Raw genomic sequence first — 15,786 nt, forward strand, 5'->3', positions numbered from 1 at the left:
TTTAAAAGAAATGATATGAAGCGTAATAATTTTTTAGTTGGTGTTATTTTATTGATCTGGTTTGTCATTTCCTTTGTAACCAATATCCTTGGACCATTGATGCCTATTATTATACAGACGTATAAACTGAGCTTAACGATGGCTGCTTTCCTGCCTTTTTCGTTTTTCCTGGCCTATGGGATCATGTCTATTCCTTCGGGGATAATGATAGAAAAGATAGGTGAAAAAAAATCTATGCTCATCGCTTTTTTGCTAAACTTTATCGGGGCTACGGCCTTCGGTCTTTATCCGCAATATGGCATTGCCCTGGGCTCGCTGTTTATCATTGGAATGGGGATGGCCATGCTGCAGGTAATTATTAACCCTTTGATGCGCACTGCCGGGGGCGAAGAGAACTTTGCTTTCTTTTCCGTTTTAGGCCAACTGGTATTCGGCCTGGCTTCTTTTATCAGCCCCTTTGTATTTTCTTACCTTCTGGCCGAACTTTCTGCCAGCCCGATAGAAAATCCCTTGGTTGGTTTGCTGGCCGGGCTGGTTAAAGATGGCTTGTCCTGGACCGCGCTTTACTGGCTGTTCAGTTTTATCTTTTTGTTGATCCTGCTGTTGCTTTCTTTTATCAAAATGCCTGCGGTAGAACTGAAGGAAGATGAAAAATCCGGAGCCGGAAGTGTTTACCTGAGCCTGTTGAAGAATAAGGAAGTAGTGCTTTTCTTCATTGGTATCGTGGCTTACGTAGGTACGGAACAATCGCTGGCCAACTGGATGTCTGAATTTTTAAGAACTTACCATGGAGTTGACCCAAATCAGGAAGGTGCGCAGGCGGTAGCCTGGTTTTGGGGCTTAATGTCTTTGGGCTGTTTACTAGGTTTGGTACTGTTAAAGCTCTGGGATTCCAAATTGATCCTGAAAGGGGCGAGCCTCATTGCTATGCTGGTGCTTTCACTGGCTTTATTTGGCCACAAAGAACTGGCTTTATATGCCTTTCCGTTAGCGGGTTTTTTCATCTCTGTGATGTTCTCTATCATCTTCTCGCTGGCTTTAAACTCCGTGGCGCAGCATCATGGCTCATTTTCCGGAATATTGTGCTCAGGTATTTTTGGAGGGGCGCTGGTGCCGCTGATTATCGGCTCACTGGGCGATTGGATCGGTTTGCGTTTTGCGCTGGTGTTCCTGTACCTGACCCTGGCCTATATATTGTTCCTGGCTTATTATGCAAAACCGATGATCAGTAACAAGACGGTAAGCCTGAAGGAATTGTTTAAGAAGAAGCAGGCATTTCTATAGGATAAGCAAGTTCACGCTTGGTCTCATTGATGACAAAATAGCTTCTCAGTGAACCTACATGTGGTAATTTTGCCAGGCGTTCTACCAGGAATTCATTATAGCAGGTCATATCGCGCACTACGATCTTTAAGGTAAAATCGAAAGATCCGGTCATGTGGTAACACTCCATCACTTCCGCAAATTTTGACGCCTCGTGCTGGAAAGCTTTAAGGGAATCAGTACAGTGTTCATTCAATTGAACATGGGTAAAAGCAACCAGGAACTCGCCCATCTTTTTTCTATCAATGAGGGTCATGGTACCGGTGATATAACCGAGCTTTTTTAATTTGTCTACCCTGTCATAAATGGTATTACTGGCTTTGTGAAGCTTAAGGGCAAGCTGCTTGTTGGTCAGCTTCGCATCTGTTTGAAGTAAACGCAAAATTTGCAGATCAACCTGATCCAATGTGTTCGTATTCATATAGATTTTAAGCTTGTATTGGTTTGTTCAGATCATTAATCAGGGCAAAGAAAATGTATTTCGGTCAGATTTTCAAATACTTACAGATTATTTTGTGTGTACGGATAACATTTAGCGTTGGTGAAATATTGTTCTGATTATGTGCCGTATTTTGATGTAATTTCCGTTGTTGTTAAATCCTGTTGTAAAAAAAAAGCTGTGCGGATTAACCGGACAGCTTTTGTTAAAGAAATCTTTTTGGGAAAATTATTTCTTTTTAAGTGTCATTTCTGTGGTGTATTTGTACTTGTCAGCTCCATCCTCGTAAGTGCTCTCCCCGTAAATTACCAATTCACTGGAGTTGATTTTTTTAATGTCGTACACTTCATCGTCGTCATCACCATTTTCTCTCATGGTTAATTTTGAACCTGTAATTTTATACGTGTACTCATCTCCATCGTTATCAACGGCAGTTCCGTTGCTTCTGAATTCTGTAAATTCATTGTCGAAATCAGTTTCAGTTTCCTGGCTGATCACCTTACCATTTAAATACTCGGTCTCCACTGAAGATGTTGGGTACCACTTGCCAATAATGTTATCAGCAGCTTTTTCATCATCATCTTTTTTACATCCTGTAATGGTTACCACCGCTAAAAGCAACGCAAATAAAGTAAAACGTTTCATCATAGTTTAAATTAGATTGTTTGTTAAATTGTTAATTTTCAGCATAAAAGATCCAGCCTTGGCTCATCTTTACCGCCGATGCAAAACAAGAATAAAATAACAAGGCAAACAATACCCATTTATGGGTATTTTAGTTATTTTTATATATGTTTACACTTATTTAACCACGCCGCGTAATAGCTGTAAAAAAATATAACTTGAAGAAACGTTTTTAACGATGGATGATCCGTCTTTACAGGATGAAATAAGAAACGCGGTAGCCGGAATCGCTGCCGTTGCTAATGAATTACCGGGGGTTGTGATTGTTCATGATCTCGTTGGGACTGTAATCTGGATGTCGCCCCGGGGGTTAAAGGAACTTGGGGTTAAGCTGGAGGATGTAATTGGTTTAACGGCAGAGCAGTATTATGCTGAGTATTTTAACAGTGAAGATGCCAAAGATTACGTGCCTAAGTTACTGGGCTTGCTGGAACGAAACAATAATGAGGAATACCTGACCTACTTTCAGCAGGTAAGGTTGTCCGGACAGGAGGACTGGAACTGGCACATGAGCAGCACAAAGATTTTTTTGAGGAATGAAAAAGGACAACCCATATTGACCATTACGATGTCCTTTCCAATTGATGCCATGCATCACATGGCTGCCAAGGCAGCACGTTTACTGGAAGAAAATAATTTTCTGCACAGAAACCTGAACCTGTTTGGTAAATTGAGTAAAAGGGAGCGGGAAGTACTTTCGTTGATGGCCTTAGGTAAAACATCCTCAGAAACAGCAGAAGAACTGTTTATTGCCCAAAATACTGTCGAAACACATCGTAAAAATATCAAACAGAAACTTAATACCAGTTCTTACTATGAAATTTGCCAGTACGCACGTGCATTTGACCTAATATAACAGCTTTTTTACAGGCAGAAATGGCCGATGATAATATCCTACAGGATTTTGGGGAAATGCTACAGGAAAGGAATTACCCGCAAGGCTATATTTGAAATTCACACGGTAACCAAATATATTCCGGATCATGTTTTTGATTCGGATCTTCTGAAATCTGTATCAAATGAGAAATTTTCCAGTTTTTATTTTTGTATGTTTTTTGCTGGTCAGCCCTGCTGTATCCAATGCATCCGAAGTATATAAAAAAAATAAGCGTACCCTTGTCATTCCTGTGCAAAGCAGCCCGAGGCTTAGGTTTGGTGCCGATAAATTAGCAAAGTCTTTATCATTAATTGGTTATGATGTTAAGATTGTACAAAAAGATAAGCTGCCTGTCGGAAATGAGCTGATAGTGATCGGTACCAGGGGAGATGCCCTGCTCGAAGGCTTATCGGGTAGTAGCGTAAAGCGGCCTGGAAAGGAGGGTTTTAACATTACTTATGACAAAAATAAGTGCCTGATTATTGAAGGGTCAGACCCTTCGGGCGCCTTATACGGCTGTATGGAACTGGAGGCCCTCCTAAAAAAAACAGGTAAGCTTCCTGTAAATATTTCCCTGACTGATCAACCTGAAATGGTATTGCGCGGTACTTGTATAGGGTTGCAGAAACCAGAATACCTGCCGGGCCGCGATGTGTATGAATATCCTTATACGCCAGAATCTTTTCCCTGGTTTTATGATAAAGCTTTATGGTTAAAGTACCTGGATATGATGGTAGAAAACCGTTACAATTCACTTTATCTTTGGAATGGCCATCCGTTTGCTTCATTGGTAAGGTTAAAAGATTATCCCTATGCAGTTGAGGTAGATGATGCAACCTTTAAGAAAAACGAAGAAATGTTCAGATTCCTGGCGGAGGAGGCTGACAAACGTGGCATCTGGGTGATCCAGATGTTCTATAACATCATTATCCCTAAACCTTTTGCCGAAAAGCATCACCTTAAAACCCAGGACAGAAACCGGCCGATTATTCCTTTGATCTCCGACTATACCCGTAAATCTATCGCTGCTTTTGTGGAGAAATACCCCAACGTAGGCTTATTGGTCGCTTTAGGGGAGGCGATGGAAGGTGTAGGACAGGATGATATTGAATGGTTTACCAAAACCATTATTCCTGGGGTAAAGGACGGATTAAAAGCTGCCGGTATTCAGCATGAACCGCCGATTGTACTGCGTGCGCATGATACGGATGCCCCAAGTGTAATGGCGGCAGCTTTACCCTTATACAAGAATTTATATACAGAAAATAAGTTTAACGGAGAGGCATTGACTACCTACGAGCCTCGAGGCAGCTGGGCTGCGTTACACCGTAAATTGAGTAATATTGGTACTGTACACATTGCTAATGTTCATATTCTGGCCAACCTGGAGCCTTTCCGTTATGGTTCGGCTGATTTTATTCAGAAATCTGTACAGGCGATGAACAAAATATATGGCGCCAAAGGCCTGCACCTGTACCCGCAATCCGGATACTGGGACTGGCCTTACACTGCAGATAAACTGGGCAACAGGCAGCTGCAGCTGGACAGGGACTGGATCTGGTATAAGGAATGGGCAAGATACGCCTGGAATTCTACCAGGGACAGAAATGAGGAAATCAATTACTGGGGGCAGGAACTTGCTGCTAAGTATGGTACCGACCTGACGGCTGGTAAGGCTATCCTGAATGCCTATGAAGCGTCCGGAGAAATCTCACCGAAATTGCTGCGCCGTTATGGGATTACCGATGGGAACAGGCAAACCTTGACCCTGGGCATGCTGATGACCCAGCTCATCAATCCTTATCGCTATGGCCTGTTTACTTTAATGTACGAATCGGAAGCCCCGGAAGGAGAAATGATCATTGAATATGCCGAAAAAGAGTGGAAAAAACAGGGACATATTGGTGAAACACCTGTACAGGTAGCCAGGGAGGTAGTGGAACATGGGAAAAAAGCCCTGATGGCCATCAATGAGGCCGAACCTGCAGTAACCAGAGATACGGCAGAGTTCAGGAGACTTAAAAACGATATGTATTGTTATGACGCCATGGCGAACTTTTACGCGGAAAAAGTTAAATCCGCGCTTTGGGTATTGCGCTATAAATATTCTAATGAGATCAACGACCTGGAAAAAGCGCTGCCCTTGCTGCAAAAAAGTGTAGACCATTACGCTAGGCTGGTGAAATTGACGGAAAACGATTACCTGTATGCCAACAGCATGCAAACCAAACAGCGTAAAATACCAATGCGCGGGGTGGATAAAACCTTTATCCACTGGAAAGAAATGTTACCTGTATTTACTAAAGAACTGGATCACTTTAAAAGGAGCATTGATTCTTTAAAGTCTGCCGGTACTGGTAAAGCAAGTGAGCCGGAGCGCTTTAAAAATGCTACGGTCAAAGTACTTTCCGGTAACGAAACTTATCTTATTGCAAAGGATGCCCTGGTGTTTACAGATTCGGTGGCCCATATAAAGGATGTTGCTGAGCAATTGATCGGGCTTAAAGGGTTAAAATTGGCTAAAGCACAGCAAATCAAATCGGGCACTACCCTGAAGTTTAGTAATACGGCTCCTGTAAAAGTATTGGTAGGTTTTTTCAACCAAAAAGATCCTGCTTATCTGAAAGCGCCTGAGTTGGAAACTGATGCGAGTGCAAATAATTATGGGCAATCGGAAATTAAGATTTCCAATGCCCTGGTTTTAGCTGGTTATCCTCCGCTGAATGTGCATGCCTATTCGTTCGGAGCTGGCACAAATACCTTAACTTTAGGTAAGGGAGCTTGTATGGTGCTTGGATTTATCAGTGATGCCCAGGAAATGAGGATTTACAATGCCGGCCTGGATGGAAAAGGAAAAGATATTGACTGGTTATTTGAATGATGATGAATAAGAAGAAGTTTATAGTGATGGGATTGTCCTTGTTTTTTATGGCAGGGGCTTTTGGACAAGCGCCCGCAGGCACGGCAAAACTTAAAAAGTATGTGGCTTACTTTAATGCCATTGATACCGAAGCGGTAAAGAACTTTGTGCCCAATGCAGCTGCATTTGACTGGCTGGCAGCAAATGTGCCCTTGCTGGAATGCCCGGATGAGGTACTGGAAAAAAACTATTACTATCGATGGTGGTCGTTTCGTAAGCATCTGAAAAAAACACCTGAGGGCTTTATTTTTACCGAATTTATCGAACCTGTTGGTCATGCTGGTAAATACAATGCCATCAGCTGTGCAGCAGGACATCACATTTATGAAGGTCGCTGGCTGAAGAATACAGCATACTTAAAAGAATACATTGATTTTTGGTTATACCATGCCGATGTAGGGCAGAAAAGACCGCGGTTCCACCAGTTCAGCAGCTGGATTGATGATGCCGTGTACCAGAACTACCTGGTCGCACCTGATGCAGAACATTTGAAACGTATATTGCCCGCATTGGATGCAGATTATGCCAAATGGGAAACAGAAAGACAAGTTAAAAGCGGTCTGTTCTGGCAATTTGATGTAAAGGATGGAATGGAAGAATCGGTAAGCGGATCGCGTAAAGACGAGAACCGCAGGCCTACCATTAGCAGCTATATGTATGGCAATGCAAAAGCCCTGGCCAGTATAGCGGGTATTGCCGGGGATAAAGCATTGGTAGAAAAATACAATCTTAAAGCCGCACAGCTAAAAAAACTGGTACAGGATAGCTTGTGGGACAGTAAAAATAGCTTTTTTAAAACCAGGCATCCCAATGGAAAACTTGCAGTTGCACGCGAGGCTATCGGATTTGTGCCCTGGGATTTTAATCTGCCTGCCGATCAGCCGGTATATGCAGCAGCATGGGGGCAGTTATTGGATACTGCAGGATTTAAAGCACCCTGGGGATTAACCACTGCCGAAAGGAGGGAGCCGACTTTCAGAACGCGGGGTTCCGGGCACAGTTGTGAGTGGGATGGCGCTTTGTGGCCTTTTGCCAGCTCGCAGACCTTAAAAGGCCTGGCCAATTTGCTAACGAACTATAAGCACCATGGTGAAATGACCCCTGGGGTATTTTACGATGAACTACATAAATATGCGCTTTCTCATCAGAAAAACGGCAAACCTTATCTGGGTGAATACCAGGACGAAAAGAATGGGGAATGGCTGAAAGGGGATAACCCGAGAAGCAGTTTCTACAATCATTCTACTTTTTGCGATCTGGTGATCAACGACCTGATTGGCATTAAGCCAAGGGCAGACCAGGCTGTAGGCTTCCAGCCTTTAATCCCCGAAGGTAAATGGGACTGGTTCTTACTGGACAACCTTACTTATCATGGAAAAACAATACAGGTACGCTGGGATAAAACCGGTAAAAAATACAATAAAGGCAAAGGATTGTTCATCTATGCCAATGGAAAAGAAATTTATCGTGCTGCAAACTTAAAACCTGCAGTAATTAAAATAAATAATCATCAATTAACAAAGCCGAAATGAAGTTTTACAGTTCCTGCCGTATACTTAAAGTTGTTGTCCTTTTTGCCTGCATGATGGGGTTTGCGGGTAATGCCGCTGCGCAATCGTATTACAATGTATTGAAATATGGGGCAAAGAATGACAGCAGTAAACTGGCTACCCAGGCCATTAAAAAAGCGATAGATGCTGCTTCAAAGGCTGGTGGAGGGACAGTTTATTTCCCTGCCGGAAAATACCTTACAGGAGCCATTCATCTGAAAAGCAACATTACGATTTTTATTGATGCTGGTGCTGAACTGCACTTCAGTGATAATTTTGACGATTATTTACCCATGGTAAAAAGCAGGTATGAAGGCGTAGATGTGACCAGCTTTTCGCCCTTATTTTATGCTTATAAAGCAGAAAATATTGCCATCACAGGTCGTGGGATTATAGACGGCCATGGCAAAAAATGGTGGGATTTCGTGGAAGGCTATAAAGCAGATCAGCCGCGCTCTAAATGGCAGTATATGTTTGATGACCTGAACAAGGATATTTTGTTGCCTGATGACCCTAAACAAATGAAACGGGGTTTTCTGCGCCCACCGTTTATCCAGACCATGTACTGTAAAAATGTATTTATAGAAGGGATAACCATTCGCAATTCACCCTTCTGGACGGTTAATCCACAGTTTAGTGAAAATGTAACCATACATGCGGTAACCATTAATAACCCAGGTTCTTTTGCGCCAAATACAGATGGGATCAATCCGGAATCTTGTAATAACGTGCACATTTCCAATTGCCATATCAGTGTAGGCGATGATTGTATTACCATCAAATCGGGTAAGGATGCGCCCGGCAGGAAAATGGCCACACCGGCAGAGAATTATACCATTACCAATTGCACCATGCTGTCTGGTCACGGTGGTGTAGTGATCGGAAGTGAAATGTCTGGTGATGTACGAAAGATCACCATTTCCAATTGTGTATTTGATGGAACCGACCGCGGGATCCGCATCAAATCTGCGCGTGGCCGGGGTGGCGTGGTAGAAGAGATCAGGGTGGATAACATCATCATGAAAAACATAAAAGAACAGGCCATAGTACTTGATCTTCAGTATGCAAAAACCACACTGGAACCAGTTTCCGAGCGTACACCAAGATTTAGAAATATTCATTTCAGCAACATTACCGGGCAGATGAACGAAGCCGCTTATTTAAATGGACTGGAAGAAATGCCTATTGAAAACATCAGTTTTAATGACATTAATATGGAGGCAAAAACGGGTTTTAACATCTGGAATGCCAACCGTATTGCATTTCATAATGTAGAGGTAAATACAGAAACAGGCCCTTCTCTTAAAGCAGAAAATGTCAGCTCCTTAACCATAAACGGGTTAAAAAGCTATACGCCGCGTGTAAATGCAGCTGTGATTGACCTTAAGAACGTAAATGATGCGTTTATATACAACAGCTTCCCTGCTGCAGGGACAGCAGTATACCTGAAAATCAGTGGAGAAAAAACTAAAAATATCACACTGGGAAACAATAACTTTAAGCATATAAAAACTCCTGTTGTAACGGAAGGAAAAGTTACGGAAGCAGTAAGGGTTATTTCGGGGGACGCCATTAAATAGTTTTAATCTGTATCATTATGATCCACGTGTTAAAAGCCCGGACATCAGCAATATGGCTGGTCTGCCTTATCGTAACCAATTTTGCTGCACTTGCCCAGCAACCCCTATACCAGCTCTGGTATACTAAACCTGCAGAAAAATGGACGGATGCATTGCCGGTTGGCAATGGTCGTTTGGGTGCCATGATTTTTGCCGGGGTAGAAAAAGACCACATCCAGTTTAATGAGGAAACTTTATGGACGGGTGGCCCCAGGGATTATAACCATAAAGGCGCGGCAAATTACCTTTCACAGATCCGGCAATTGCTTTTTGAAGGTAAACAGCAGGAGGCCGAAAAGCTGGCCGCCGAAAAGTTTATGGGCAGCATGAGCGCTGCAGGCGACCGGAGCAAATGGGTAGCGGAGATGAAAGCCTTAAAGGGTTTGCAGGGAAATCCTGCGCTTGAAAATTTTGACGACCAATCCTGGAAGAGTATTAAGGTACCGAGCTATGAAGGCTGGGAGGCCGTAGGGCTTTCAGGGCTGGATGGCGCAGTATGGTTCCGTACTACTTTTGATGCCCCCGCCGATTGGCAGGGCAAAGACCTGGTGCTCGACCTGAACCGCATCCGTGACCAGGACCTGACTTATATAAACGGTGTTTTGGCAGGCAATACAGATGGCACGCAACCCAGAAAGTATACCATCCCGGCCAAACTGGTTAAAACCGGAAAAAACACCATAGCGATACAGGTACTCAATTATTTTGATAAAGGTGGCCTGGCCGGTTATAAGGATACCAGTAAGGCCATTGCCGTTTATCCGAAGGATATGCCAGGAAATGCACTTTCGCTGGTCAAAGAATGGAAATATAAGGTGCAAAATGATGAACCTCCACTGGTGCCTCAGTTCCAGGCCAGCTATCAGCCTTTTGGAGACCTTTACCTGAATTTTAAGGCAGGAAATGCCCGGATCAGCCATTATAAAAGGAAGCTGGACCTGAATACGGCTGTAGCCAGTACAGCCTACCGCCAGAATGGTGTAAATTACCTTCGGGAGTATTTTGCCTCGCAACCACATCAGGCCATAGTCATCCGTTTAACGGCAGATAAAAAAGGGAGCATCAGCTTTGATGCTCTGCTGGGAAGCCCGCATAAATATTCAGGCCTGAAGAAAATCAATGCGAATACCATTGCACTTAATCTGAAAGTAAGAGACGGGGTACTGAAAGGAGAAAGCCGCCTGCAGGCGATTGTCAGCGGTGGAAAATTACTGGTCGGAGCGGATAAGATCAGCATTGCCGGGGCGGATGCAGTAACACTTTACCTAACTGCCGGTACCAGCTTTGTGAACGACAAGGATGTATCGGGTATCCCAGCCAGCGCCTGTGTAAAAGCCCTTAGTGGCTTAAACGCCATAAGCTATGCGCAGGTTAAGGCAGCGCATATTAAAGAATACCAGCGGTATTATACTACTTTTTCGGTCAGTTTCGGAGCGGATACCAGGGCCGATGTACCCACCGATGAGCGTATTGAACAATTCCCGAAAGGGAAGGACCCGGCTTTTGCTGCATTGTTTATGCAATATGGCAGGTATCTGTTAATTTCCAGTTCAAGGCCAGGAACACAGCCTGCCAACCTGCAGGGCATCTGGAATGAGCTGCTTACTCCGCCATGGGGCAGTAAATATACCACCAATATCAACCTGGAGATGAATTACTGGCCAACAGGTGTGTTAAACCTGCCAGCGATGGATGAACCCTTGTTTAAAAAAATAAATGCACTGGCAAAAAACGGGGCAATAACGGCTAAAGTACATTACAATGCCAAAGGATGGGTACTACACCACAATACCGACCTCTGGAATGGAACAGCGCCGATCAATGCCTCAAATCATGGCATATGGGTATCAGGTGCAGGCTGGCTGAGCCAGCACCTGTGGGAGCATTTCCGGTTTACGCAGGACCTGGCTTTTCTTAAAAATGAAGCCTATCCCTTAATGAAACAGGCCGCTGTTTTCTTTAACGATTTTTTAGTGAAAGACCCTAAAACGGGATGGCTGGTCAGTACACCTTCCAACTCTCCGGAAAACGGCGGGCTGGTAGCGGGGCCAACCATGGATCACCAGATCATCCGTACCCTCTTTAGGAATTGCATTGCAGCAGCTGAGCTCTTAGGGATCGATGCCGGTTTTAAAAAAACACTGGAAGAGAAAATAACTTTGATCGCACCCAACCAGATTGGCAAGTACGGACAATTAAAGGAATGGCTGGAAGATAAGGACGACACCACAAATAAACACAGGCATATATCGCATTTATGGGGTGTACATCCGGGTAATGACATTACCTGGGACACGCCGGATATGATGAAGGCTGCAAGGCAGTCTTTGATTTACCGGGGTGATGAAGGCACTGGCTGGAGCCTTGCCTGGAAGATCAATTTCTGGGCAAGGTTTAAGGACGGCAACCATGCCATGAAATTGGTTAAAATGCTGATCAGTCCGGCTGCAAAAGGTGGCGGGGCTTATGTAAACTTGTTTGATGCCCATCCGCCATTCCAGATTGACGGTAATTTTGGAGGGGCTGCGGGTATAGCCGAAATGCTGCTGCAAAGCCATACCCAGTTTGTGGAGGTGCTCCCTGCCTTACCGGCCGATTTACCGGATGGTGAAGTGAAAGGAATCTGTGCACGCGGGGGCTTTGTACTGAACCTTAAATGGAACAATGGTGCTTTGACTGCGCTTGAGGTCTATTCAAAAACAGGGGGCGTTTGTTTACTGCGCTATGGAAATAAAATTACCAGCATTGCCACCCAGAAAGGGGCAAGCTATAAATTTAATGGGGATCTGGAGAAATTATGAGTAAAAGAAGTGCTGCGGCTTTTCTGATTTGTTTTTTGATGAGCCTTCCTGGTTTTTCACAAACAGGACAGCGCAAAAGCATTGCCTTGAACGAGGGCTGGCAAAGTATTGCAGATGATGTAAATATCAGGGCACAGGAGGGATTTGAAGCCATTGGGTTTAACGATAGGGGTTGGAAAACCATAAATGTTCCGCACAATTGGGACCAGTATGAAGGCTACCGCCGGATGTTGCATGGCAACAGGCATGGTTATGCCTGGTACCGCAAAAGATTCAGCAGTAAGGAAAAGAAAACCGGCAAACGTTTTTTTTTATATTTTGAAGGGGTAGGTTCTTATGCCACAATCTGGCTGAACGGAAAAAAAGCAGGCTACCATGCGGGTGGCCGTACTACATTTACCCTGGATGTAACCGAAAGCATTAAATTGAATGGACAAGCTAATGTACTTGCAGTGCGTGCCGACCATCCGGCCAATATCCAGGATTTACCCTGGGTAGACGGAGGCTGTTCCACAGAACGCGGTTTCTCTGAAGGTTCGCAGCCCATGGGTATTTTCAGACCGGTACATTTGGTAGTAACCAGTGAGGTAAGGATTGAGCCCTTTGGCATACATATTTTGAATGACGATCAGGTTTCTGAAAAATCTGCCGTACTGCAAATGGAAACGGAGCTTAAAAATTACAGCAAGGTTCCCCGTACCATTACTTTAACCAACCAGCTGTTTGACCGTTCAGGTAAAAAAATAGCAGAACTCAAACAGCTGAAAAAGCTAATGCCAGGAAAAAAGACGATCATTCCGCAACAGACAGACCAACTTAAAGCAGTTACACTCTGGTCTGTTGAAAACCCCTACCTCTATACGCTAAAAACGACTATTGCTGAAGGTAATAAGGTGTTAGATGAATTGAATACCCCTTATGGCATCCGCTGGATCAGCTGGCCGGTGGGTGAAGATCCAAAAGATCCCAAGCGGTTTCTGCTAAACGGTAAACCTGTTTTTATCAATGGCGTGGCAGAATATGAACACCTCATCGGCCAAAGCCATGCATTTAGCAAAGAACAGATCCGTTCCCGGGTGATGCAGGTCAAAGCTGCCGGTTTTAATGCTTTTCGTGATGCACACCAGCCACATAACCTGCTTTACCAGGAATACTGGGATAAGCTGGGCATTTTATCCTGGACACAGATGGCAGCACACATCTGGTACGACACGCCAGAATTCAGGAAAAACTTTAAGACTTTGCTTACAGACTGGGTAAAAGAGCGCAGGAATAGCCCTTCCGTGGTGTTATGGGGATTAGAAAACGAAAGTACGTTGCCTGAAGATTTTGCCAGGGAATGCACTGAACTGATCAGGCGGCTGGATCCGACAGCTTCTTCACAAAGAAAAGTAACCACCTGTAACGGCGGCAAAGGCACAGACTGGGATGTGCCGCAAAACTGGACGGGCACTTATGGCGGCGATCCTTTAACCTATGCCGAAGATGTGCAGCGGCAGGTGCTTATCGGCGAGTACGGCGCCTGGCGTACGCTTGATTTGCATACTGAAGGGCCTTTTAACCAAAAAGGAGTTTATAGTGAGAATAACATGACCCAGTTGATGGAGACCAAGGTGCGTCTGGCCGAATCGGTAAAAGATAAAACAGCCGGGCATTATTTCTGGTTGTTCAACTCGCATGACAATCCTGGCAGGGTGCAGGGAGGAGAAGGTTTAAGGGAACTGGACAGGGTCGGGCCTGTAAATTACAAAGGTCTGTTTACACCCTGGGAAGAACCCCTGGATGTGTTTTATATGTTCAGGGCAAATTATGCGCCGAAAGAAACGGAACCTATGGTTTATATTGTTTCGCATACCTGGCCGGAAAGGTGGCTGAAACCCGGTAAAAAGGACAGCATTACGATATATTCCAACTGTGATGAAGTAGCGTTATTTAACGATGTAGATGGGTTGTCGCTGGGTAAAAGAAAGCGCGGCGGTGTGGGTACCCATTTTCAATGGGATGGGGTAAATGTGCAATATAATGTATTGTATGCCATTGGCTATGTGAATGGAAAGGCCGTAGCCAGGGATTATATCGTATTAAACAACCTGCCAGAATCCCCGCATTTTAAAGCATTTAACAAAGGTACAGAAAACCTGACCAGATCAGCAGAGGGCTACCATTACCTGTACCGCGTTAATTGTGGCGGGCCGGAATATAAGGACCAGAACGGGCAGTTGTGGTCTGCAGACCGTGCTTTAACTGAAGGTGGTTTTGGTTCAGTATCCTGGACAGCCGCTTTTCCGGGAATGCCTGCTTTTTTTGCCAGTCAGCGCCGTACCTTCGATCCGATAAAAGGGACAACAGAATGGCCGCTGTTTCAATCTTTCCGCTACGGCAGAGATCAGCTTTCCTTTCATTTTCCGGTACCTGATGGAGAATACCTCATCGAACTCTATTTTGTGGAGCCCTGGCTGGGAACGGGTGGAGGAATGGATGCCCGGGGAATGCGTTTGTTTGATGTGGCGGTAAATGGAAATACCTTATTGAAGGATGTAGATATCTGGGCAGCAGCAGGGCATGATGGAGCTTTAAAAAAGACGGTAAAGGCAAATGTCAAAGGAGGGGCGCTGCTGGTTTCTTTTCCAAATGTAAAATCCGGCCAGGCTGTGATCTCGGCCATAGCCATCGCCAGCCTAAATAAAAATATGCGTCCGGCAGCACAAAGCAGTGCTGTTATTGCAAACACGGAAGAACTAAGGGGATTAACCTGGATGGACCTGGGCGCGCAGCAATATACGGATGCGAAAACCTCTTTTACCGCATTGCCATCAGCCCTGTATGGAGCAGAATGGATCCAGACAGCAAGCCGGTCAGCAGTTGCAACGCCATTTAAGGTTAACGCCGATGCGGATGTTTACATCGCTGCCGATGCAGTTGCTCAGCCGGACTGGCTGAAAGGCTATGAAGACACCAAAACCCAGCTCAGCAATAATGCAGGCACAACTTTTAAAGTTTACCGTAGGCATTTTCTAAAAGGAGAAAGTGTGGTGCCGGGGCCAAAAGCCCCGAATACCAGTATGTATACCATTGCCGTTTTACCTGCAACCCATATGCAGCCAGCCTACGATCTGAAAGCCGTAGCCAGTTACAAAGCTGTAAATGCTGATTTTAAAGGCGAGGGGCTGGTTAAAGAAATGCTGATGGAAAAAGAAAGAGCTACTTTTAAAAAGCCATCGGGTGATGTGCTGGAATTCAGTATCGTTGTTGGTGTAGCCGATACCTATTCCCTGACAGTTAAATACCATAATCCTTTTGAACGTCCCCTGAAAGGGAAAATAGAAGTTTTAACCCTGGATGGTACGGTATTAAAAGCAGCTGATCCCATCGAATTTAATCCGACAAAAAAAGGCAAGTGGAATTATTTCAATACCAATACCGGTACCATGATCAATGCAGGAACTTATAAAGTGCGTTTAATAGCCGAAGACGCAGCTGGATTGAGTATTGATGCCCTCGATGTGCAATAGCGCTACTGCTGTACAATACTCTTATGTTTTAATAAAAACCAGTATAGAATAAGATAAGATA

The 15,786-nt window shown here is 44.5% G+C and carries 9 protein-coding genes; 7 read left to right on the forward strand and 2 right to left on the reverse strand.

The window, feature by feature from the left end; translation table 11 throughout:
- Positions 1-15 precede the first annotated feature (15 nt).
- The gene (locus R2Q85_RS01310) at positions 16-1,284 is read left to right on the forward strand and encodes an MFS transporter (RefSeq protein WP_316809926.1); all 1,269 of its coding nucleotides are present in this window, start codon (positions 16-18) and stop codon (positions 1,282-1,284) included.
- Here the strand turns inward: R2Q85_RS01310 and R2Q85_RS01315 are convergent.
- Positions 1,259-1,744, reverse strand: coding sequence for an Lrp/AsnC family transcriptional regulator (locus R2Q85_RS01315; RefSeq protein WP_316809927.1), 486 nt, complete (start codon positions 1,742-1,744; stop codon positions 1,259-1,261). The genes R2Q85_RS01310 and R2Q85_RS01315 overlap by 26 nt on opposite strands.
- A 246-nt stretch (positions 1,745-1,990) precedes the next feature.
- Positions 1,991-2,410 (reverse strand): lipocalin family protein, encoded by a 420-nt coding sequence (locus R2Q85_RS01320; RefSeq protein WP_316809928.1) that lies wholly within the window; start codon positions 2,408-2,410, stop codon positions 1,991-1,993.
- Positions 2,411-2,624: 214 nt separating this feature from the next.
- On the opposite strand from R2Q85_RS01320, the gene R2Q85_RS01325 reads away from it, so the two are divergent.
- From R2Q85_RS01325 to R2Q85_RS01350, 6 genes are all read left to right on the forward strand, one after another.
- Positions 2,625-3,302, forward strand: a complete 678-nt coding sequence (locus R2Q85_RS01325) for a LuxR C-terminal-related transcriptional regulator (RefSeq protein WP_316809929.1) — start codon at positions 2,625-2,627, stop codon at positions 3,300-3,302.
- A gap of 163 nt (positions 3,303-3,465) precedes the next feature.
- Positions 3,466-6,204: a hypothetical protein gene (locus tag R2Q85_RS01330; protein ID WP_316809930.1), complete on the forward strand. Its 2,739-nt coding sequence runs from the start codon at positions 3,466-3,468 to the stop codon at positions 6,202-6,204.
- Positions 6,201-7,775 (forward strand): MGH1-like glycoside hydrolase domain-containing protein, encoded by a 1,575-nt coding sequence (locus R2Q85_RS01335; protein WP_316809931.1) that lies wholly within the window; start codon positions 6,201-6,203, stop codon positions 7,773-7,775. Before R2Q85_RS01330 ends, R2Q85_RS01335 begins: the two co-directional genes overlap by 4 nt.
- Positions 7,772-9,373 (forward strand): glycoside hydrolase family 28 protein, encoded by a 1,602-nt coding sequence (locus tag R2Q85_RS01340; protein ID WP_316809932.1) that lies wholly within the window; start codon positions 7,772-7,774, stop codon positions 9,371-9,373. Before R2Q85_RS01335 ends, R2Q85_RS01340 begins: the two co-directional genes overlap by 4 nt.
- Positions 9,374-9,390: 17 nt before the next feature.
- A complete protein-coding gene (locus tag R2Q85_RS01345; RefSeq protein WP_316809933.1) occupies positions 9,391-12,213 on the forward strand; it encodes a glycosyl hydrolase family 95 catalytic domain-containing protein in 2,823 nt (940 codons plus the stop codon).
- Positions 12,210-15,725: a malectin domain-containing carbohydrate-binding protein gene (locus R2Q85_RS01350; protein WP_316809934.1), complete on the forward strand. Its 3,516-nt coding sequence runs from the start codon at positions 12,210-12,212 to the stop codon at positions 15,723-15,725. The genes R2Q85_RS01345 and R2Q85_RS01350 overlap by 4 nt, the downstream gene beginning before the upstream one ends.
- Positions 15,726-15,786 lie beyond the last annotated feature (61 nt).

The organism is Pedobacter heparinus (genome assembly GCF_032678725.1).
GTDB classification, from domain to species: domain Bacteria; phylum Bacteroidota; class Bacteroidia; order Sphingobacteriales; family Sphingobacteriaceae; genus Pedobacter; species Pedobacter heparinus_A.

What these genes read in the sequence shown, in the direction of transcription:
- R2Q85_RS01340 (WP_316809932.1), top strand. Translation starts at nt 7,772, where the DNA reads ATGAAGTTTTACAGTTCCTGCCGTATACTTAAAGTTGTTGTCCTTTTT.
- R2Q85_RS01310 (WP_316809926.1), top strand. Translation starts at nt 16, where the DNA reads ATGAAGCGTAATAATTTTTTAGTTGGTGTTATTTTATTGATCTGGTTT.
- R2Q85_RS01315 (WP_316809927.1), bottom strand. Translation starts at nt 1,744, where the DNA reads ATGAATACGAACACATTGGATCAGGTTGATCTGCAAATTTTGCGTTTA.
- R2Q85_RS01345 (WP_316809933.1), top strand. Translation starts at nt 9,391, where the DNA reads ATGATCCACGTGTTAAAAGCCCGGACATCAGCAATATGGCTGGTCTGC.
- R2Q85_RS01325 (WP_316809929.1), top strand. Translation starts at nt 2,625, where the DNA reads ATGGATGATCCGTCTTTACAGGATGAAATAAGAAACGCGGTAGCCGGA.
- R2Q85_RS01320 (WP_316809928.1), bottom strand. Translation starts at nt 2,410, where the DNA reads ATGATGAAACGTTTTACTTTATTTGCGTTGCTTTTAGCGGTGGTAACC.
- R2Q85_RS01335 (WP_316809931.1), top strand. Translation starts at nt 6,201, where the DNA reads ATGATGATGAATAAGAAGAAGTTTATAGTGATGGGATTGTCCTTGTTT.
- R2Q85_RS01350 (WP_316809934.1), top strand. Translation starts at nt 12,210, where the DNA reads ATGAGTAAAAGAAGTGCTGCGGCTTTTCTGATTTGTTTTTTGATGAGC.
- R2Q85_RS01330 (WP_316809930.1), top strand. Translation starts at nt 3,466, where the DNA reads ATGAGAAATTTTCCAGTTTTTATTTTTGTATGTTTTTTGCTGGTCAGC.